The 21,474-nt window shown below is 34.9% G+C and carries 15 protein-coding genes; 6 read left to right on the top strand and 9 right to left on the bottom strand.

Annotation, left to right across the window (positions count from 1 at the left end):
- The first annotated feature begins 2 nt into the window (after window positions 1–2).
- From BW936_RS16750 to BW936_RS16730, 5 genes are all read left to right on the top strand, one after another.
- Entirely contained in the window at window positions 3–1,793 is a 1,791-nt protein-coding gene (locus tag BW936_RS16750) for a PspC domain-containing protein (protein ID WP_076550467.1), read from the top strand.
- 113 nt (window positions 1,794–1,906) lie between these two features.
- Window positions 1,907–2,638 carry a head GIN domain-containing protein gene (locus tag BW936_RS16745; RefSeq protein ID WP_076550465.1) on the top strand — a complete coding sequence of 244 codons (732 nt, stop codon included), beginning with the start codon at window positions 1,907–1,909 and terminating at the stop codon, window positions 2,636–2,638.
- A 90-nt stretch (window positions 2,639–2,728) separates the two neighbouring features.
- Window positions 2,729–3,742, top strand: a complete 1,014-nt coding sequence (locus BW936_RS16740; RefSeq protein WP_076550463.1) for a dipeptide epimerase — start codon at window positions 2,729–2,731, stop codon at window positions 3,740–3,742.
- Entirely contained in the window at window positions 3,742–4,782 is a 1,041-nt protein-coding gene (locus BW936_RS16735; RefSeq protein ID WP_076550460.1) for a pyridoxal phosphate-dependent aminotransferase family protein, read from the top strand. The genes BW936_RS16740 and BW936_RS16735 overlap by 1 nt, the downstream gene beginning before the upstream one ends.
- A gap of 131 nt (window positions 4,783–4,913) precedes the next feature.
- Window positions 4,914–5,360 carry a hypothetical protein gene (locus tag BW936_RS16730; protein ID WP_076550457.1) on the top strand — a complete coding sequence of 149 codons (447 nt, stop codon included), beginning with the start codon at window positions 4,914–4,916 and terminating at the stop codon, window positions 5,358–5,360.
- A 68-nt stretch (window positions 5,361–5,428) separates the two neighbouring features.
- Here the strand turns inward: BW936_RS16730 and trxB are convergent, their stop codons facing one another.
- Complete coding sequence (gene trxB, locus BW936_RS16725) at window positions 5,429–6,406, bottom strand: thioredoxin-disulfide reductase (RefSeq protein ID WP_076550579.1); 978 nt, start codon at window positions 6,404–6,406, stop codon at window positions 5,429–5,431.
- Window positions 6,407–6,627: 221 nt separating this feature from the next.
- Here trxB and BW936_RS16720 point away from each other — a divergent pair, with 221 nt between their 5' ends.
- Window positions 6,628–7,323 (top strand): LytR/AlgR family response regulator transcription factor, encoded by a 696-nt coding sequence (locus tag BW936_RS16720; protein ID WP_076550455.1) that lies wholly within the window; start codon window positions 6,628–6,630, stop codon window positions 7,321–7,323.
- Window positions 7,324–7,332: 9 nt separating this feature from the next.
- On the opposite strand, the gene BW936_RS16715 is transcribed toward BW936_RS16720, so the two are convergent.
- The 8 genes from BW936_RS16715 to BW936_RS16680 all read right to left on the bottom strand — a co-directional run bounded on the left by BW936_RS16715 (window position 7,333) and on the right by BW936_RS16680 (window position 21,409).
- On the bottom strand, window positions 7,333–8,469 hold the full coding sequence (locus BW936_RS16715) for a formylglycine-generating enzyme family protein (protein ID WP_076550452.1): 1,137 nt from the start codon (window positions 8,467–8,469) through the stop codon (window positions 7,333–7,335).
- 147 nt (window positions 8,470–8,616) lie between these two features.
- The gene (locus BW936_RS16710) at window positions 8,617–10,176 is read right to left on the bottom strand and encodes an arylsulfatase (protein ID WP_076550450.1); all 1,560 of its coding nucleotides are present in this window, start codon (window positions 10,174–10,176) and stop codon (window positions 8,617–8,619) included.
- Between the two features lie 1,525 nt (window positions 10,177–11,701).
- Window positions 11,702–12,826, bottom strand: coding sequence for a hybrid sensor histidine kinase/response regulator (locus tag BW936_RS16705; protein ID WP_076550448.1), 1,125 nt, complete (start codon window positions 12,824–12,826; stop codon window positions 11,702–11,704).
- 6 nt (window positions 12,827–12,832) lie between these two features.
- Window positions 12,833–16,165 (bottom strand): sensor histidine kinase, encoded by a 3,333-nt coding sequence (locus BW936_RS16700; protein WP_076550446.1) that lies wholly within the window; start codon window positions 16,163–16,165, stop codon window positions 12,833–12,835.
- A gap of 359 nt (window positions 16,166–16,524) precedes the next feature.
- On the bottom strand, window positions 16,525–17,178 hold the full coding sequence (fsa, locus tag BW936_RS16695) for a fructose-6-phosphate aldolase (RefSeq protein ID WP_076550444.1): 654 nt from the start codon (window positions 17,176–17,178) through the stop codon (window positions 16,525–16,527).
- A gap of 56 nt (window positions 17,179–17,234) precedes the next feature.
- Window positions 17,235–19,265 carry a transketolase family protein gene (locus tag BW936_RS16690; protein ID WP_076550443.1) on the bottom strand — a complete coding sequence of 677 codons (2,031 nt, stop codon included), beginning with the start codon at window positions 19,263–19,265 and terminating at the stop codon, window positions 17,235–17,237.
- 474 nt (window positions 19,266–19,739) lie between these two features.
- Entirely contained in the window at window positions 19,740–20,417 is a 678-nt protein-coding gene (gene rpiA / locus BW936_RS16685; protein ID WP_076550427.1) for a ribose-5-phosphate isomerase RpiA, read from the bottom strand.
- A 131-nt stretch (window positions 20,418–20,548) separates the two neighbouring features.
- Complete coding sequence (locus tag BW936_RS16680; protein WP_159439033.1) at window positions 20,549–21,409, bottom strand: universal stress protein; 861 nt, start codon at window positions 21,407–21,409, stop codon at window positions 20,549–20,551.
- Window positions 21,410–21,474: the final 65 nt, after the last annotated feature.

The following is a 21,474-nucleotide window of genomic DNA, read 5'->3' as shown; positions in this document are numbered from 1 at the left end:
TCATGAACAAAACAGTAAATATAAATTTAGCGAACATGCTCTTCCATATAGACGAAGAGGCATACAATATAATGCGTAGGTATTTAGAATCTGTAAAACGTTCTTTTGCCAACACACCTGGCAGCGATGAAATCATTGCAGATATAGAAGCTCGTATAGCCGAACTTTTTCATGATAAATTAGAGAATGAAAGACAGGTTATCACTCAAAAAGAAGTAGATGAAGTTATCGCTATAATGGGGCAACCAGAAGATTATATGGTAGATGAGGACATATTTGAAGATGAGCCTAAAGCCAAGTCTGCTTATACAAAGGAAAGAGTAAAGAAATTATATAGGGATACCGAAAAGAAATATGTTGCCGGAGTTTCCGCCGGATTAGCACATTACTTTGGTATTGATCCATTATGGATTCGTTTACTTTGGATTTTCTTGACCATTTTCACTTGGGGCGGATTCATCTTTATCTATGGTCTTCTGTGGATACTTATTCCAGAAGCGAAAACAACCGCACAGAAATTAGATATGAGCGGAGAAACAGTCAATATCAGCAATATTGAGCGTAAAGTTAAAGAGGGTTTTGATGACGTAGCGGATCGTGTAAAAAGTGTGGACTATGAAAAAGTAGGCGACACCGTCAAAAAAGGAGGAAAAACAATTTTTGACACCTTTGGTGATATTGTAATGTTCCTTTTTAAGATTTTTGGAAAATTCATTGGTATACTTTTGGTTATCATTGGCGCCACTACTTTAATAGGCCTTTTTGTTGGTATGTTCACTGTTGGTATTTTAGATATCATTCATGTACCCGGTATTGATTTCTATAACGTAGTTAACTCTACCAACTTACCCATCTGGGTAGTATCGTTATTGGCATTTTTTGCTATCGGTATTCCGTTTTTCTTCTTAATGTACTTAGGATTAAAAATATTAGTAAATAACCTGAAGTCTATTGGTAGTGTTGCTAAATTCTCATTATTAGGCTTATGGCTGATATCTATTATATGTTTGGTCATCTTTGGGATTAGAGAAGCTGCAGCACACGCATACACAGGTAGCACTTCTGTTGAACATGAGATTACTACGGTGAGCCCAAGTGACACCTTAAATATTAGACTGGTATCTACAGATGAGTACGACTATGAAAAAGACATGCACATGGGAGATACCTTTATTTCTTACGATGAAGCTGGTAATAAGGTTTTGGTTTCAGATGATGTAAGATTCCGTATTCGTAAATCTAAAGACACCTTGGTTCGTGTTCAAGTTAGAAAAGAGGCTGACGGACCTTCTAATAGGGAAGCCAAAGATATTGCTAGCCAGATTATTTATGAATACGAAGTAAACGGTAATTCTATCTCTTTTAATGATTATTTGACCACACAAGGTCCTAAGTTTAAAGACCAAGAGGTTCGTGTTAATATATTCTTGCCGGTAAGTACCATTTTAACTTATGAGCAGACCAATTCTAGGGATTGGATTACAACCGTAAATACGGATAGAGATGTGGAAGGTCTAGAAGGCTATATCTGGAAAATGACCGAAAGCGGAGAGCTTGAATGTCAAGATTGCCCTGAGTTCGTTGAAATGGAAGATGAGGATGACAACAGCTCTAACCGCATCAATATCAACGAAAATGGTATAGATATCAATATCAACGATAATGGTGATAAAGGTAAAATCATCATCAACGAAAATGGTATTGACATTGACGTTAACGATAATGGAGAATCGTTTAAAATGAAGTTGGATCAAAACGGCGTAAAGGTCAATACTAATGACAGTATCAACTAAATACAGTTCATACCTCTAAATTGACAATTCGGTATATAATAATCCAAGAAAAATCAGAAAACAATCATCTTTACATCATCATAACATTTTAATCAATCAAAAAACAGATAATCATGACAACATTAGTAAGAATAACAGTAGCACTCGTTTTGACCTTATTACTTTCATCTTGTGGCTTTGACATTAACTTTGGCGATTTTGGATCTGGCGAAAAAGGCAACGGCGTGGTTGTTGAAGAAACTAGAGAAATTACCGGTAAGTTTACGGAAGTTTCCAGCTCTGAAGGTTTAGAAGTATTTATTACCCAGGGTGCTGATTTTGACATTGCAGTAGAGGCAGATGAAAATATCATTGACTTAATAGGTACTGATATTAAAAACGGAAAATTAAGAATCCACAGTATAGAGAATATTGCCAGAGCAACCAAAAAAGTATACGTAACCATGCCCAATATAGCGTCATTGTCTGCATCTAGCGGGTCTCACTTAACTACCGAAAATAAAATTCAGTCAGATAAGTTAGAAGTAGACGCTAGTAGTGGTGCCATAATTAATGCAAATGTATTGGTAACCAATATGGATATAGATGCCAGCAGCGGTGCAAATATCTCATTAGAAGGTACAGCTAAAGAAGTGTACGTAGATGCTAGTAGTGGTGCAAATATTAGAGCCAAAGACCTCTCTACTTTAGTAGCTACCGCAGATGCTAGTAGCGGTGCAAATATTAGTATAGATGTTACAGATAATTTAACGGCCGAAGCTTCTAGCGGAGGTAATATTTCTTACATTGGCGACCCCTCCGTTCAAAAGAACAAATCAGTTTCTGGTAGCGTTCATAAATACTAATTTATTCATCAATCAATTCAACTTTAAAACCCACTGAATTATCAGTGGGTTTTCATTTTTTAGTCCTTTCCTTATCTGTATATTAGTGGTATGCAAGTACACCTTAAGAAATATACATTACCATTAAAACACACCTTCAGTATCTCCAGAGAATCTCATGATTTTCAAGATACTATGATCGCATCTTTATCTTTAAATGGAAAAACCGGGTACGGAGAGGCAACCTCTAATCCGTATTACAAAATTACTACACAGAGCATGATGGATGAAATCAACGCCATTTCTTCTGAAATTGAAGCGTATGAATTCACTAAGCCTGAAATCTTTCATACCTTTTTAGTAAATAAAGGTTTGTCAAATTTTGCCATTTGTGCCTTAGACTTGGCGGCTCATGACCTATATGGAAAATTACTAGGGAAACCGTTATACGAAATTTGGGGTACAAGCATAGAAAAATATCCTATTTCAAACTACACCATCGGTATTGCACCTATTGATGTTATGTTGGCTAAAATGCAAGAAATGCCATGGCCTATCTATAAAATTAAATTAGGTACTAGCAATGATGTCGCTATTGTTCGTGAATTAAGAAAACATACCAATGCTATTTTTAGAATAGATGCCAATTGTGCTTGGACAGCAGAAGAAACTATAATTAACGCGCCTCTTTTAAAAGAATTGGGGGTACAGTTCTTAGAGCAACCTTTGAAAGCTGATGACTGGTTTGGTATGGAAGAAGTAATGCACCATAGCGTGTTACCCGTAATTGCAGACGAAAGTTGTATTGTAGCAAGTGATGTAGAAAAATGTGCGCTACATTTTAGTGGTGTAAATATCAAGTTGACCAAGTGTGGCGGACTAACCCCTGCCCTACGTATGATAAAAAAGGCTAAAGAATTAGGCATTAGCGTTATGGTGGGTTGTATGACCGAATCTACCGTTGGTATTTCTGCAATAGCGCAATTAATTCCACAGTTAGATTATGTGGATATGGACGGAGCTTTGTTATTGAAAAGTGATATTGCAACGGGTGTTCATATTGAACCTGACGGAAAAGTAATTTTCCCTAAACTTGCCGGTAGCGGTGTTCAATTGTTAGATTAATGTTTACGATTAATGAATTTCCTGATAGAACTATTGTCATTAAAGGTAAAGAATACCTATACTTTGGCGGCACCTCCTATTTAGGATTACAGACCGATGCTGATTTTCAATCGCTGTTCATTAAAAACATCAAAAAATATGGCACGGCTTACAGTGCCTCCCGTAAGTCTAATATTAAAATATCCATTTTTGACGAAGTAGACGCCCACCTGGCAAAACTAACGGGTAGCGAAAGCTGTATTACAATGTCATCTGGCTATTTAGCCGGGCAATTGGTATGTGATTACTTCAGTAATACAGACTATCAATTATTTTATGCTCCAAATACCCATTCTGCATTATATAGAAACCAGCAACAAGTTTTTCAAAATTGGAGCGAGCTTAAAAATGCCCTTGAGACCAATACAGACAAAATACCGGTGCTTTTTTTAGATAGTATCGATTTTCATGGAGATAACTATCCGCAGTACAACTTCCTTAAAAATCTACCACTGAAAGATATAATTCTAGTCGTAGATGATTCTCATGGAATAGGAATTACAGGAAAAAATGGCGGTGGCAGTTTTGGCATTTTACAATCATTGGCACCAAAAGAACTACTGGTTTCATGTTCCCTGGGAAAAGGATTTGGTATACAAGCCGGAGCTATATTTGGAAATACAGGGAGGCTCCACCTACTAAAACAAACCTCATTTTTTGGCGGTGCCAGTCCAGCTACACCTGCTTCTTTAGCAACCTTAAAAGACGCTCAAGAACTTATCAATAGTAAAAGAAACCAATTGCATAAAAATACCGAGTTCTTTTTATCAAAATTATCCAATACCTCACTTTTTGTATATGTGGAAGGGCATCCTACCTTTAATTTTCAAAATGAATCGCTTGCCAATTTTCTACAAAAAAATGATGTACTAGTTACCAATTTTAGGTATCCAACAGAAAATGATGCCTTAATGAGTCGTATTGTTTTAAGTGCTTCACACACAAACCAGGATATCCTAAGCCTTTGCAACATTCTTAACTCATACAGACCAAACATCTAGGCACTAGTGCAATGATTTGATTTTCACAGTGTTATTTACATTTATTGATGCTTTTTTTGTTAAATTCTGATATTTATTTCGTATCTTTTTAGTACACATTTCACTCTTTTATTAACTAAAACCTTATCACTATGAAAAAAATTATAGGTTTGGTATTGTTGATGCTCTTATTGGTTTCAGCAGCCGCTACAAATTCTATTAATGAAGACTACATGCATACCATACAAGGTACTTGGGAGCTAGAGAGTTTTTATAATTATGACGGACAACAAGTTATTGACACCGTACCTACAGCAGATGGGTATAGACAGGTTAAAATGTATTATAATGGGAAAATCATGTGGACCAGATACGTACCTGTTGATAAAGTTGGCAGGTTTGGCTATGGAACATATAAGATTATAGACGACCAATTAATGGAAACATTAGAATACGGAGATAATGAAATGATTCAGGCTATGGACACCATGCGTATATTTACTTTTGAACTTCAGCTAGGCGAAGACAAATTCAGTCAAATAAGCTTAGATGAAGAAGGCAATAGAACCTTCTCTGAAAACTATATTAGAATAGATTAACTGAATAAATGGAATAAAAAAAGAGCCCATTCTAATGATTGGGCTCTTTAATATACTTTATGTGCGTACTAGTATTTATCTGCCACTGCTTCTTCAACAGAGCCAATAGATGCCAAATAACGTTCTGCATCCAAGGCTGCCATACAACCCGATCCTGCCGCTGTAACCGCTTGTCTATACTCTTTATCTTGAGCATCTCCACTAGCGAATACTCCTGGTAAATTAGTTTTGGTAGACTTACCTTGTGTAATCAGGTAACCCGTTTCATCCATATCTAATTGTCCCTTGAATATGTCAGTATTTGGTTTGTGCCCTATTGCGATAAATATACCAGTGATCGCAATTTCTTCTTTCTCTCCTGTTTGGTTATTTACCATACGTAAACCTTCAACAACCTGGTCACCTAAAACTTCATCAACTTCGGTATTGTAACGTACATCAATATTCTTAATGCTATGAACCCTATGTTGCATTGCTTTAGAAGCCCTCATTTCATCTCTACGCACCAACATAGTTACTTTGTTACAAATGTTAGCTAAATAAGATGCCTCTTCTGCCGCAGTATCACCTGCACCAACAATTGCTACATCTTGTCCCTTATAGAAAAAACCATCACAAACGGCACAGGCAGAAACTCCACCACCACGTAAACGTTGCTCACTAGGTATATTCAAATATTTAGCAGATGCACCTGTAGAAATAATAATCGTTTCAGCTTCTATTTGCTTATCATTATCTGCGATTACTTTATGAATACCGCCTTTTTCTTTTGAAAATTCAACTGAGGTAATCATACCAATTCTAACTTCGGTTCCAAAACGTTCAGCTTGTTGTTGTAATTGGACCATCATCGTAGGACCATCAATACCCTCTGGATATCCTGGAAAATTATCTACTTCAGTTGTAGTAGTCAATTGACCTCCAGGCTCCATACCAGTATACATAACAGGTTTTAAATCTGCACGGGCAGCATATATTGCCGCTGTATAACCTGCAGGGCCAGATCCTATAATCAATGTTTTAACACGTTCTATTTTATCAGACATAATATCAAGTGGTTCTTTTAAATTCTCTATAGCAAATGTAGGTTTTTGAGTCAAAAACTTACAATATAGTTATCAAAAGTTTTTATACGATAATTAGTAATGAAGATAACTATTTACTATTTTTCACCTGTTTTTCTAACTTTGAGTTTATCTTAAATTAGAGAAAAATGAACTTTCCCCCATTCTTTACGTATGTATAATTGAACTTATATGAATATTGAATGAAGACTTTTAAATGTGCTATTATAGAAGACTCTAACACACAAAGGAAGCTTCTAGAACAAATTATAGATAAAAATAAAAGCTTAAAGCTATTACATTCTTCTAGCGCTACTACTGAAAGTTTGGCGCATGTAAATAACCTGAAGATAGATTTCTTATTTCTTGATATAGAAATGCCAATAATGAACGGCTTTGAATTTTTAAAAGGTTTAACCATAACCCCGCAAGTAATTATTACTAGCCAAAATCAGAAATACGCCCTTGACGCTTTTGAATTTAACGTCACGGACTTTCTGCTAAAACCATATAGTACTGCGAGATTAGATGCTGCTATTAGCAAAGCAATTGAAAAGTTACGGTCTATAAAGAAGAAACTACCGGAAAGTAGATTGCTAGTAAAACACAACCTTAAGCAGATCGAGCTTAATGTACACGGCATATTATATGTTGAAGCTTTAGGTGATTATGTAAAAGTGGTGACCGAAGACCGCAATTATGTAATTCTATCAACCATGAATGGTTTTAACAATAGACTTGAAGCAAAAAAATTTATAAGAATTCATAAATCTTATATTATTAACCTGAAAATGGTAGAACGCTACAACCACGAGTTCATAGAGATCAAGAATAAGAAAATACCCATTAGTAGAGCAAAAATAGTGGAATTAGATCGTCTTTTAAATTGTTTTGAATAGTAGAATTCTTTACTCTTCTTTTAACATCTTAACGGTTGCAACTGTTCTAAAACCAGTGTGTTCCAAGGAAGAATCCATGCTAGAGCCCATTCTTGCAGATACGCGGTAACTAGCGCAATACGATTGGCTACACAAAAAGGAACCGCCTTTTATTACACGTTCTTTTGCTAATGGATTGTTTGGCGTAAACGGACTTTCTGCACCCTTAGGGTTTACCAGTACCATATTTTTAGCCTTTGTTTCTTTGTAGTAATTGGTATTGTACCAATCACTTGTCCATTCCCAAACATTACCAGCCATATCATATAGACCGTAAGCATTTGGCGGATATGATTTTACCGGAGCTCGTAATTCAAAACCGTCTGCCATTGTATTCTCTACCGGAAACTCACCTTCCCAAGTATTGGCTTTTTGCTTTAAGACCGATGCGTCGTCTCCCCAATTATATATAGTACCAAATGAACCTGCTCTAGATGCAAGTTCCCACTCAGCCTCTGTTGGCAGACGTCTATTTGCCCATTGACAGTATGCCAATGCATCTTCATAAGACACTTGCACCACAGGGTAATTACCTTTTCCCTTTATGCTGCTTTTTGGACCGTTAGGGTGTTTCCAATCTGCACCGATGGTCCAGTTCCACCATTGCGAGAAATCATATAAATTAGGTACCGACGATTTTGCTTTTTTGAAAGTCAGTGAACCAGGTTGTAATATAGAATCGTGAGGTTTTTCTGTACCAACAGGTACTTGCTTTTTAAGTTCTTCCCAATCAATACCCTTTTCAGCTACCGTAACATAACCCGTTGCTTTTACAAATGCCGCAAATTGGACATTGGTGACCTCTGTAGCATCCATAAAAAATCCGTCGACCACAACCTCAATTGCTGGTTTTTCATGATTCATAGCTGTATTATCGCTGTCAACGGCACCTTGCTTGAAAGTGGCTCCGGGAACCCAAACCATACCCTCTGGAGTGGTAACTTCTTCTGGTTTTTCACTTAAAACAGTATGCTCAACTACCTGTATTTTCTGCTCAATATTCTCTGTTACCTTATCTTGAAATTTGTTTTCTTTAGATTCTGACTTACAGTTTACAAATCCCAATATTAATACTCCTAACCCTAAAAATTGTACGCTCTTATTCATACTCTAAATATACTTTCTCCGTTTTAAATTTCAGCCTAATATCCCGATTTTAACGAATAGAAATAGGTATGTTTTAAAAGAAAAGTTTTTAGTTTGTAAAACATCATGTTATAGTACAAAATATGTATGGTTCAAAGTAAGATTATCCTATTTGGCTAACAACCCGTTTTCTAACAAAGGAATTCGAAAACGTTCAGTTTCAGGCTCTGTATGTTCCTGCTCAAAAATTACAGCTGCCCGCTCTAAAACATCAGGATGACTATCTGCAATATTGTTTTGCTCAGTGGGGTCAATCTTTAAATTATATAATTCTAAGGTAGGTTGTTCACCATCTTTTAAATGTTGACGTACTACCTTCCAATCATCCATTCTAATAGCTACTTGCCCACCATATTCCGGAAACTCCCAATACATAAACTCATGCTTGGTTTGCTCCCCTTCTCCTAATAATGTGGGTAAAAAACTAATTCCGTCCGTATTCGGTATTTCAAATGCAAGCATATCGGCAAAAGTAGCCAGCATATCATAATGTGCAGATGCATGATCACTTGTTGAACCTGGTTCAATCTTTCCTGGCCAGCTAAAGAACGTAGGTACACGAATACCGCCTTCATACACAAATCCTTTTCCTTTTCCATACTCACTTTCAAAAGGTTCCGCACTTTCAAAGAATGTTGGGTCTGCACCACCGGCAAAACTTGGTCCGTTATCCGAAGTAAACACAATCAACGTATTGTCATAAATTCCTTCATCTTTTAATTGTTGCACCAATTTACCTATATTTTCATCAAAATATGAAACCATAGCAGCATAGGCGGCATGGGGAGTCTGATGTGAAAAATAGCCATTTCCATTACCGGATAAATAAGGTTTTTCAGGACCAAATTTCTCTTTGTAATAATCAACCCAACGTTGAGGTGCCTGCAGTGCCACATGTGGAATGGGAGTTGCCCAATACAAGAAAAACGAACTATTCTTATGCTCTTCAACAAAGCCGGTAAGTTCTTTAAAAATTAAATCTGGCGCATAATCTGTTAGTGTATAATCTTTATAATTTTCAGATTTGTTGGGATCTAGTCCTTTCGGAAAAGGTGAACTTGGAGCTACCGTATCATTAGCCAAATGCACTCGGTTTTTATTTTTGTACAAATGCAAAGGATAATACGTGTGCGCTTGTCGTTGACAATTGAAGCCGTAGAAAAAATCGAATCCCATTTCATTGGGGACAGAATGTGTATGCGGAGCTCCCAGTCCCCATTTGCCTACTATACCTGTTTTATATCCTTCTTCTTTTAAATAATTGGCAATGGTCTTAGTTCCTTTTGGAACTGGCCGCTGCCCTTCTAAGGTAGAATCTTTAGCCATGGCTTTATAATTCCACACATTACCACGGTCAGTCCACTCATCATTTCCGCGTATAAAAGAATTTCCTGCATGCTTTCCGGTCAAAAACATATATCTGGCTGGTGCGCAAACGGGAGCACTGGAGTAATGCTGTGTAAAAATCATGCCTTCTTTTGATAAAGCATCTATATTAGGTGTTTCAATTTTCTTTTGACCAAAGGCACCTATTTCAGCATATCCTAAATCATCTGCCAAAATGTAAATAATATTTGGTTTTTGTGCTTTTGGTTCCTTTACCTTCTTTTCATCTTCACAGGATAAAAACGGCATAGCAATTAAAAATAAAAGAAATAGATTTTTCATTTTGTCTAGATGGGTTTTAGTCGTTTAAAGATAATCAAATTCAAAGATTTAATACAAAATTTAGTTTTTATCAAAATGAATTATCTCGCATTCAAAAGTATACTAGACGACTTTTCTTGTCTACCTTTATAATCGTCTACAACTCCACATTTACTTATAATATCTTCAACGTTAACTAGACCTTGTTCCTTACTAGTAACTATCCTAAAATCAACTAAAATTGATACTATTAATTCTATCATTTAATTGGTTTGGTTAAATTCAATTTAATATGTTGGCTGTCATTAGTACGACTTAGAAATCCTTCAGGTTTAAAGTCTCACGTTAAAGAAGATCTCTGGTTTTCTCTTACTCTAATTTGCATATAATTAAAAAAATAATACATTGTCCGATGATTTCTCTAACTTGAGAATCATCAAATCCCTGTTCTTGCAATACATCAAACGTGATTTTTGATTTATGTGAATCATTATCCCTAAGTTGATTTTTTATTATTTCAAATAATCTATTTTCTTAATATATCATTAGGCTTCGTAACTAAATTTTTTTTTCAGTTTCTACAAAACGTGTTTCCGTAGTTAGTAATAAATAAATTTAGCTAGAAAAAGAGGATAACTATACATTGTTTTGGAACAACCCTCTCTTACACGTACCAGCCCTCTCTTTTAATTGCGTTGCCAAGAACCATTTGGAATTCGAGGAAATTGTTCTCCAACAAAGGAAATAGTTAGCGCAACCTTTTTAAACACTCTAATTGTTAAAATATGAAAAAATACAACGAAATGGTAGGAATCAATGTCTCTAAAAATGATCTTTAATGCTCGTTTTTATCAAGCTCATGTTCTTAAGGGTTTTCAAGTGTTATAGCGGGTTATAAAAATCTATAAAATTGAGGTACGAGAGAAACAGATCAAAGTCCTGTATTTTATCGTTTTGAAAAAACGGATTATAACTTTTTTAAATTCCTACGTTACTTTTTTGACGAGGATTTGGTTTATATGGAGAAGAATCCATAAAAAATTGAGCGTTAATGGAACATGGTGAAAGAGAAGACCCTTCATTAGGATGTAGGTATTATAGTAGGCTATGCTTAGGTTCATATAGAAGATTTGGCTGAATAATTTTGGATTAGAAAATATCCAGCCTAAAATTAAAAAGATGGATGAATGGTCACAGAACCGTCTACACCAACAGTTGCAAAACACTGGAGCGCAAACGCAAAAATCTAATTAACCTAGAATAAAACAGGAACAAGCATATGCTTAGAGCAGAACACGGATGAGAGGATGACCGGTAGTCCAAAGTCCTACACTACTATTACTGAAAAACGACTATGAGAAAATAGGATATTAAAATATGCTGGTATACTACAGTAGCCTTAAATTTAGTTATAACGAACCATCGTTTAAATGAACTGTATTAATGGTAGTGCAGTGTATGCGGCCCTCCATGCGCTTTTACGCACACAGCAACCTACTCCACTTACTTACATAATTCATTCACTTTCATGTTTTTATGAATCATTTCACTTATAAAGGGTTACAATAAATTTGCTGCCTTTTCCCACTTCACTTATTACAGAAATATCACCGCCATTTTTTTGTATGAATTCCTTACAAAGAATAAGTCCCAATCCTGTACCTCTTTCATTATTAGTTCCAATGGTTGATATATTCTCATCAATCTTGAACAATTTCCCAATAGTTTCTGAAGTCATTCCTACACCGGTATCAATAATGTATAGTTCAATATTAGTATCATTTTCATTATAATTAATAGTAATTGTCCCTCCTTCAGGAGTAAACTTTATGGCATTATTTACCAAATTTCCAATAAATGCTATAGAAGAATTCCTATCAATAAAAATCTTAGTATGGGGTGGGATATTTATTATTATCTCAATATTTTTTTTTGAACTATTGTACTCATAAGGAGCAATACTTGTTTCAACTAATTCTTTTAAGTTAAGATTTTCTTTATTAATTTTTATTTGCCCTCTTTGTATTCTTGACCAAGAAAGTAGGTTTTCTAGTAACTCAAATGCAGAATAGGATGATTTTCTTAACCAAAGAATAATTTTTTTTCTCTCAGAATCTTCATAATCACTATAGTTATTAACTAATAAATCTGTAAGTCCCAATATACCATTGAGGGGGCTCCTGAGGTCATGAGAAATGATGGCATAAAATTTATCTCTTGTAGCATTTAAAAGTTTAAGCTCGTTAAACTGATCCATAATTTTAGTATTCTTAACTTTTATTTCTGCATATGACGATGCTAATTTATAAGCAGAATTCAGTCTAGCAATAAGTTCAATTGGATCAATGGGTTTCCTAATATAATCAACCGCTCCAGCAGATAATGCCATGTTCAGGTTTTCTGCTGTGGTCATTACACCTGTTGCCATAATTATAGGAATGTCTTTTGTCAAATCATCTTGTTTAAGGATTTTAATGGCATCTATACCATTCATAATCGGCATTTCCCAATCACAGATAATGATATCGGGAATAAATTTTCGTGCAACCATACATCCCATTTCTCCATTAAGCGCCTGTAAAACTTTATAATCAGATGCTTTAAGCGTATTTGTTATAATATCTAAAAATCTTTGCTCATCGTCTATAACAAGAATCGTAGTTTTACCCATTGCCTTTTATTTTAGTAGTTCATTGTATTTTTCTTCATTACAAGCCCTCACTGCATTTTCAATATTCAATTTCCATTTAAAAACTGCATTGCTCTCTTTTGTTTTAATTGTATTCAGAATCATGATGATATCACTAAACTCATATACGGTAAACTTTTTTAAAGATATAATGAACGGAGCCAAGTAAGCCCTATCTGCCTCTGTAAGTTGTTTGTATGTTTCTAATTCTTTATTAGTTGTATTGTCAATTTCAATAATTTTAGCTATTGCTGCCTTTGCCTTTGGTAGTATAAACCAGAATGTAGTTCCCCTCCCAAAATTGGATTCGACCCCAATTTCTCCGCCATGTGCCTCAATAGCCAGTTTACAAAAGGTTAACCCCAAACCTGTTGATGCAACTCCCCCTGACTTTTTAACTGCTACTTGAGAGAACTTATCAAAAACAGATGCTAGTTTATCTTTTGGAATACCTTCTCCGGTATCCGTAATAGAAATTTTTATAAAGTCAGTATCCTTAACAGGATCAGCATTTATTGTAATTGAACCATTGTTTGGAGTATACTTTATGGCATTAGTAAGGAAATTTACGATTACCCGATTTATAATTTCTTTATCTGCTTGCAAATTGGCTTTTGCATTTATGTTTTGCTTAACTTCTATTGATTTTCGTTCGTATAAAGGCTGTACTTGTTTTATTGAATCATTAATAACTTCTGCTGCATGAAATTCTTCCACTTGTAGTTTCACTTGCGCATCTTCAAACTTTTGCACATCTAAAATATTGAGTACCATATTCAACATTTGATTACCAGCCTGTACAATTTCTTGTGATTTAGATAAACCAATTATAGTACTTAAAGGATTCTTTAAATCATGAACAATCATACCAGTCATGCCTTCCTTGAAATGGTCGAGTTCTATAAGTTTGTTATTCTTTGCCAATAACTCTTCCTTTTGTTGTATGATATTAGCAGTGCGTTCTTTTACAGTTTGTTTTAACAATTCATTTTGCCGTTTTAACCGTGCTGAGTTTATTCTAATAAGTAACCATACAAGACTGATCGCTATAATTCCATAAATAGAAAAAGCCCACCAAGTTCGTTGCCATGGAGGTTGTATTTTAAAGGCAAAAGCTGCCTTAACACCTGGTTTTCGATAAATATTTTTAGATTTTACTTCAAAAATATAGTTACCTTCAGGCAAGTTGGTGTATTCTTTTTGCTGCTTATTTGTCCAGGCAGACCATGTGGTATCTGAAGAACCAATAAGACGATAGGAGAATAAATTCTTTTCTGATTCTTCGTAAAAAGTAGCAGAATAATGAAAGAACAGATTATGGTTCCTGTATTTTAAAATTACCGGATCATCTGATATTAAGGTAGAATCAATTTGAGAACCCCCATAAATTAAACTATCAACAATAAATACATCTCTAATTAGTGTATTAAAAGGGATATCGTAATTTGTTTTTTGCTTGGGATGATATTCTAAAATTCCTTTATTTGTACCAAAATAGACTAAGCTATCTGAGTATGGATAAAGAGAGTAATCATTAGAAATAAGTATATCCGTAAATTTGTAAAAAGGGGTTTTAATTATTTCATATTCGCCGTTAATTAACTGCAACACTCCCTTTTCGGTAAAATCGCCTTTTTTATATTCCTCAAACCATATCTTGCCACTTGCATCTTGATTAAGATTATATATGCTTTCTGTAAGCATAGAGAAGTCTGGGTGTGGCTCAAAATAATCTCCATCAGAAATATATCGATAAATACCTTTATCCGAACCAAAAATAATTTCTCCATCATTCAAGCGATATGGCATTAGATAATCTACTGGTAAATGATATTGTTCTATGGGATAATGTTTTGAAAAAATTATGCTATCTAGAGTTTCGTTTAAACGAAGTTGATATAAATTATTGTTTGCATTTACCCAGAGATATCCATTGTTGTCTTCATCAATATTTCGTAAATTTTTATCAAAGCCTTTTATGAAATGTTTGAACACCCACTGCTCATTTTTATATTCAATTAACGCTAAGCCTTTATTCCATACATAGGTTATAATATAATTTGGATATTTATGTAATTCTTTTGCTACAGCAGAACTTATATTCTTAAGACTTTTCGATTGTAAGGCTTGATCATCATTTATAACAAATATCCCTTTAAGGCTATTTCCCAATAATAATTTTTCCTTTGCTTGAAGCATGTAAAAATTTTGTCCTCCTGTACCTTCTATTTTTTCAAAGTTATTCTCTTTATTTTGTATATACAGATTATTGGAAGTACCTGCATACAGTTTATTTTTAAATTTTTGAATAGAATATACTGAACCATCTAATCCATTTTTATCGGTATAATTTAAAAATGGTAAATTATTCATAATAAGGCTAATTCCACTTTCAAGTGACGACCATAATTGCCCGTTTAGATCTGTGAACAAAAAATAAATGCCGTTACTTTGTAACCCGTTTTGCTTATTAAACTGGTTTTGTATTTTCCCTTTTTTGTCGAAAACAAGAATACCCTTCGTATTTGTGCCAATGGCAAAATGTCCGTTGTATAACAATGTTCCGCAGTTGGCTTTATTATTTATAAGGAAATCATCTATGACTTCAAACCCTTTGGGTTTCCGGATAAGTACGGATTTTTTTGGGTTAAAAATAAAAATCCCTTTTTCATATGTGACAATTAATATATTGTCATTCTCGTAAGGCAGCATAGCTCGTACACTAACATCGCTTAAGTGTTCTTTACTCCCCGGTAAAAGACGAAGACTGTCGCCAACTAAACTAAATAAGCTTTCTGCTCTTTTTTGAATATAAATTCGATTTCCAACAACAAAAGGCCTACTAAAATTAACATCGTTTTCTATTACATCAATGCTATCATTTTGTAGTATAAATAATTTATTTGCAGCTACAAAAACAACCTTACTTCCTAAAGTAACTATGTCCCAGACTTCTTTAACATCTTGATGCGCTTTGGGAATCTTATTTCTTAATGATTTAAATTGCAGCCTACCACGACTATCCGGTTGTAAATATCCCAAATCACCGTTCAAACCAACATAAATTACACCTTTACGGTCCATAGAAATAGACCTTGGGTCATAAGGTGTTTTTATTTTCCGCCAATTGGCACCATCATATTCCAATACACCATGGTTATTTGTAAAATACATTACACCACGATGGTCTTGCACTGTTGCAAAATTTTGTGAGTGCGCTTTATACTCTTCTGGTGGAAAATTGCGAATAAAAGGAGTTTGAGCATATAAGCCTCCAGTGAACAAAAGTAGAATGAAAAAGCTTTGTATTTTTTTAATCACAATTTTAATTTTTCAAAGCCTTCTCTAAAAGTACTATTTATTAGAAAACAAACAAATCATATTATCTTTCTTTGTTACAAGTTATTACATAATTTTTTAATGATTAATTTTCATTAGTGGCATTTATAAAATATTTTAAGTTTTAATATGATCATTGATTTATACATTAAGACATTACATTAACTTTTTAGTTTAAAACCAATAGAATTGCCTTCATCAAAAATTATGTTAGGTAAGGCTTATGTTAGGTAATACCTGTATTAGTAAGTATAGCTGTCTTAAACACCTACATATATAAAACAAAAAAACCATCACTTTTCAGTGATGGTTTTCTGCGTCAATAATTTAAATCTTACGACTTAATTTCCTTTTTTATAATCCGCTAAGAACTTCTCTAAACCGCTATCAGTTAACGGGTGTTTCAATAATCCGGTAATTGAACTTAAACCACCTGTCATAACATCAGCACCAATTTTAGCACAGTCAATAATATGCATTACGTGACGTACAGAAGCTGCTAGTATTTCAGTTTGGTAACCGTAATTATCATAGATCATACGAATATCTGCAATTAATCCTAAACCGTCAGTTGAGATATCATCTAAACGACCAATGAAAGGCGATACGTATGTTGCACCTGCCTTAGCTGCCAATAATGCCTGACCAGAAGAGAATACCAATGTACAGTTTGTTCTGTATCCTTTATCAGAAAAATACTTGATCGCTTTTACACCTTCTTTGATCATAGGTACCTTAATTACGATCTGTGGGCTAATTTTAACCAACTTCTCACCTTCTTCGATCATACCTTCATAATCTGTAGAAATTACCTCGGCACTAACATCACCATCAACCAAGTCACATATTTTCTTGTAATGCGCCAAAATGTTTTCTGCACCAGTAATTCCTTCTTTTGCCATTAAAGATGGGTTTGTTGTAACACCATCTAAAATACCCATATCCTGAGCTTCTTTAATCTCGTCTAAATTTGCTGTATCTATAAAAAATTTCATCTTTATCTAATTTTAAATTTATTATCAATGTCTTTTGGGCACGCCCTAAAGATCGTTTACTTTAAAAAATCTACTACTTGTTGGTATACTTGATCACCGGTGAATCCAAATTTTTCATCAAGTACAGTTGCCGGTGCAGAGTAACCGAAATGCTCTAAACCGAATACTTTCCCGTTTGGTCCTGCTAAACCTTCCAAGTTTACAGGTAAACCTGCCGTAAGACCGAATACTGGCTTGTTTGGCGGAATCACTGCTTCTTGGTATGCTTCTGACTGTTGCCTAAATATACCTTCAGATGGTATTGAAGCGATGTTCACTTTCAACCCTTCTTTCTCTTCCAATAATTTTGTTGCAGCTACCAATGTTGCTACTTCAGAACCGTTAGCGATCAAGATTACGTCTGGATCAGCTACTTCTTGTACCAAGTAACCTCCTTTTTCCGCTCCCAATGCTTCTTCATAACGGTTACCGCTCTTAGCAGGAAGATCTTTTATCCCTTGACGAGATAAAATAAGTCCCGTAGGCGTTTTTTGGTTTTCCATTGCCATTTTCCAAGCAACATTTGTTTCTTGAGAATCTGCAGGACGCAATGCTACGAAACTTTGCTCGTGGCTGTGGTTCTTTAATTTCTCTAACAAACGTATTTGAGCTTCTTGCTCTATTGGCTGGTGTGTTGGTCCATCTTCCCCTACTCTAAAAGCATCATGTGTCCAAACAAACTTCACCGGTAATTCTTGAATACAGCTTAAACGAATAGCTGGCTTCATATAATCTGAAAATACAAAGAATGTTGCCACTACCGCCATTACTCCGCCGTGAAGGGCTATACCATTTGCCATAGTTGCCATGGTCAACTCTGCTACACCTGCTTGTAAGAATGCCCCTGAGAAATCACCTTTTTGTAAAACGCTAGTCTTCTTTAAGAAACCATCTGTTTTATCACTATTGGATAAATCTGCAGATGATACGATCATATTCTCTACATTCTGTGCCAAATACGCCAAAACGTTAGATGAAGCGGCACGTGTTGCCTGACCATCTTTCTGAGCTACAGAACTGAAATCCAATTCTGGTAATTTACCTTCTAAGAAACCATCTAGTTTTGCAGAAAGCTCAGCATTTTCTGAACGCCATGCATCGATCTCTCTTTTCTTTGCCTGTGCATCGTCTTTCTTTTTATTGATAATACCTTCGTAGTACTCTTCTACTTTTGAATAAATATCAAAAGGATTCTCAATATCAGCACCTAAATTCGCCAAGGTCTTCTCATAATCCGCACCTGTATCGCCAATTGGCTTTCCGTGTAGTTCCGTATATCCTTCGTACGAAGTACCGTCTGCAGTTACGCAACCTTTCCCCATTATCGTTTGACCGATAATCAATGTTGGCTTTTCTGTTTCTGCGTTGGCATCTGTTAAGGCCTTTCTAATTTGATCGTGATCATGACCATCAATTGTAACCACGTTCCATCCCCATGCTTCATATTTCTTAGCAGTATCTTCTGAAGTTACCTCATCTGTTTTAGATGATAATTGAACATCGTTAGAATCATAGAACATAATAAAGTTGCTTAAGCCTAAGTGACCTGCAATTCTACCCGCACCTTGAGAGATTTCTTCTTGTACACCGCCATCAGAAATAAAACCATAGATTTTATGGTTCATCCAATCTCCAAAACGTGCTTTCAAGAAGTTTGCCGCTACTGCAGCACCAACACCCATAGTATGACCTTGACCCAATGGACCAGATGTATTTTCAATTCCTCTTGCTACATCAACCTCTGGGTGACCCGGAGTTACCGATCCCCATTGTCTAAAATTAGCTACATCATCTTTTGCATAGTTTCCCAATAGGTAATACTGAGCATACATTAAAGTGGATAAGTGCCCTGCATCCATGAAAAAACGATCACGAAACGGCCACTTCATATCAGAAGGATCGTAGTTGAAAAATTCAGAATATAAAATGTGCATGTAGTCTGCGCCTCCCATTGGCCCACCTGGGTGTCCAGAATTTGCCTTTTCTACCATCGCTACAGCTAATGCCCTTATATTATCGGCTGCTAATTGATCTAGTTCCTTGTTCATTATATTATTAGATTATTTTTCAGGTTCGTGTTTATTTTAATATCTACTAAAATCTCCCCCAAAGATACTTTATATAGGGCTTTAATTAAAATATTTCGACGAACATAATTCTATAGTATTCAAGAGATAAACCCTTGATCACTTATAGAATACCATAACAGCCTTCCCGAAAGGGTTTTCGAAAAATACATGCTAAAGAAACACGCAGGTAACACCTATAACATCATGTAAATAAATTAGTTATATAATTTTCTCTGGTTTTCTTAAAACCACCTATACCTCAGCTGTATTAAATTTGAAATACACCTCATAATTATCTACTATAAATTATTAGATGCTATATATAACACTTTCCTTTATTTCTGTACCCAAAATTATAGAGAAACTATACCAAATACAGCTACCGTATCAGAATTTTCTAATAAAACAATAAAATATCCTTCCTTAATCTTTTTGTAATTTAATACCTAAACCTCACTTCTTCCTCACAATAGTCTCCTCGCCTTTACCAATAATTACTACATTGGTTGTAGTCAAAAATAATCCGGTTTCCACTATACCGGGTATAGTTTTTAATTGCTGCTCTAAATCGGTCAATTTTATATGAGTATCCCATATATCAATATCTACAATATCGTTATTCTCATCTGTCTTGTAGTTGGCATCACCGTTCATACGTTGTACGGGACTCAGCCCTAAACTATCTAATTCTTTAACAATCAACTGTGTAGCAAACGGTATGGTTTCTATAGGCAACTTGAATTTACCCAGTTTAGAAACACTTTTAGAGGAATCTGCAATTATAATATTCAAATCAGAATTATGGGCAACGATTTTTTCACGCAATAATGCTCCGCCTCCGCCTTTGATCAATTGAAAATCTTCATCAACTTCATCTGCACCATCTATGGTAACATCCAATCTCTTTGCTTCTGCCAAAGAGATTATTTTTATCCCCAGCTTAGTTGCTAATTTTTCTGTTTCATCAGAGGTTGCAACGGCTTTGATCTGTAATCCGTTTTGCACCATTTCACCTATTGCTTCTATCATAAAAAATGCTGTAGAACCTGTGCCTAGTCCTACTGTCATTCCTGATTCCACATACTTTACCGCTTCTAATGCTGCTACTTTTTTTTCGTTTACCGCGCTCACTTTATGTACTAATTAAGGTTTATCTGAGGCTAAAGATATTTAGAATTAATAGATCATATTACCCTTATTCAAAAGTAATCTTCAAAAAAAATGTGATTTATACGTTCTAAACTACGCTAAAAAGAAAAACGTTAACAATTGATGCTAATGTTATTTTCAATATGTTGTAATGATAATATAGGCACATGACAGCAAAATGTTGATCTACCCACTATATAATCATGGCATAAATTCCTCAAATAACTATTTGCATTATTAGATAGAACAAGTAATTGGCAATTAGTCTGATCAACATAGCTTTTTAAAGAATTTTCAGAATCTAATTTGTAGAAATTATGATAGATCCCTCTTAATCTCTCAGTAATAAACTCATGATTTAACTGCTGTAGTTCCGTTACTTGAGCAGCTGGCTTGTGCATACTGGCAATTTGTATTCCGCTATTAAAATACCTAGCCAAATCTATCATAGGGTTTAATTCGTCTCCCTTAAATAAATGATTATATTCTGATATTAACGAAATGGCTTGCAAATTTTCAAAACGAACCCTTGGCGGAATTACCATTATAGGACATTGGTATCCATGATTTAGTATTCTTACCGTGTTTCTTCCTAAAAATATAGTTTCATCATCAGCACCACCGCTAGTACTCATAATTATATAATCTATACGATGCTCTTCTACCACTTCTTTTACTTCATCTACCAGCATTGAAAATGTAGAAATAGCAGTATACGTATGAAGCGGATTGTTATACTCTTTTTTTATTTGGCCTAGCGTTTTCCGCAATCCTTTTTCTGAAGCAGATTGAGCGGAACAACCTTTGACCGTATCTAATACTTTGCCTGCCATTAAGCGGTTACTGTGCATTTCTGGCGTATAGGCATTTAAAAAGTGAAATATACATTCAGATTCTGCAAACAATTGCAAGGCATACTGTGTAGCATTCCACGCAGCAGATGAAAAATCGGTCGGTATTAGTATATTTTTCATAAATGAACTCTTCATTTGATGCTAAAATTAGCACGCCCAAAGAATGGAAACTATGACATTTATCA

Source organism: Maribacter ulvicola, from assembly GCF_900155985.1.
In the GTDB taxonomy this organism is placed as follows: domain Bacteria; phylum Bacteroidota; class Bacteroidia; order Flavobacteriales; family Flavobacteriaceae; genus Maribacter; species Maribacter ulvicola.
The sequence above is the reverse complement of the archived record's forward strand: the minus strand, read 5'-3'. Positions and strand labels throughout refer to the sequence as shown.

What these genes read in the sequence shown, in the direction of transcription:
- fsa (WP_076550444.1), bottom strand. Translation starts at nt 17,178, where the DNA reads ATGAAATTTTTTATAGATACAGCAAATTTAGACGAGATTAAAGAAGCT.
- BW936_RS16740 (WP_076550463.1), top strand. Translation starts at nt 2,729, where the DNA reads ATGCAAGTACACCTTAAGAAATATACATTACCATTAAAACACACCTTC.
- BW936_RS16715 (WP_076550452.1), bottom strand. Translation starts at nt 8,469, where the DNA reads ATGAATAAGAGCGTACAATTTTTAGGGTTAGGAGTATTAATATTGGGA.
- BW936_RS16720 (WP_076550455.1), top strand. Translation starts at nt 6,628, where the DNA reads ATGAAGACTTTTAAATGTGCTATTATAGAAGACTCTAACACACAAAGG.
- BW936_RS16710 (WP_076550450.1), bottom strand. Translation starts at nt 10,176, where the DNA reads ATGAAAAATCTATTTCTTTTATTTTTAATTGCTATGCCGTTTTTATCC.
- BW936_RS16745 (WP_076550465.1), top strand. Translation starts at nt 1,907, where the DNA reads ATGACAACATTAGTAAGAATAACAGTAGCACTCGTTTTGACCTTATTA.
- BW936_RS16730 (WP_076550457.1), top strand. Translation starts at nt 4,914, where the DNA reads ATGAAAAAAATTATAGGTTTGGTATTGTTGATGCTCTTATTGGTTTCA.
- BW936_RS16690 (WP_076550443.1), bottom strand. Translation starts at nt 19,265, where the DNA reads ATGAACAAGGAACTAGATCAATTAGCAGCCGATAATATAAGGGCATTA.
- BW936_RS16680 (WP_159439033.1), bottom strand. Translation starts at nt 21,409, where the DNA reads ATGAAAAATATACTAATACCGACCGATTTTTCATCTGCTGCGTGGAAT.
- BW936_RS16705 (WP_076550448.1), bottom strand. Translation starts at nt 12,826, where the DNA reads ATGGGTAAAACTACGATTCTTGTTATAGACGATGAGCAAAGATTTTTA.
- BW936_RS16750 (WP_076550467.1), top strand. Translation starts at nt 3, where the DNA reads ATGAACAAAACAGTAAATATAAATTTAGCGAACATGCTCTTCCATATA.
- trxB (WP_076550579.1), bottom strand. Translation starts at nt 6,406, where the DNA reads ATGTCTGATAAAATAGAACGTGTTAAAACATTGATTATAGGATCTGGC.
- BW936_RS16735 (WP_076550460.1), top strand. Translation starts at nt 3,742, where the DNA reads ATGTTTACGATTAATGAATTTCCTGATAGAACTATTGTCATTAAAGGT.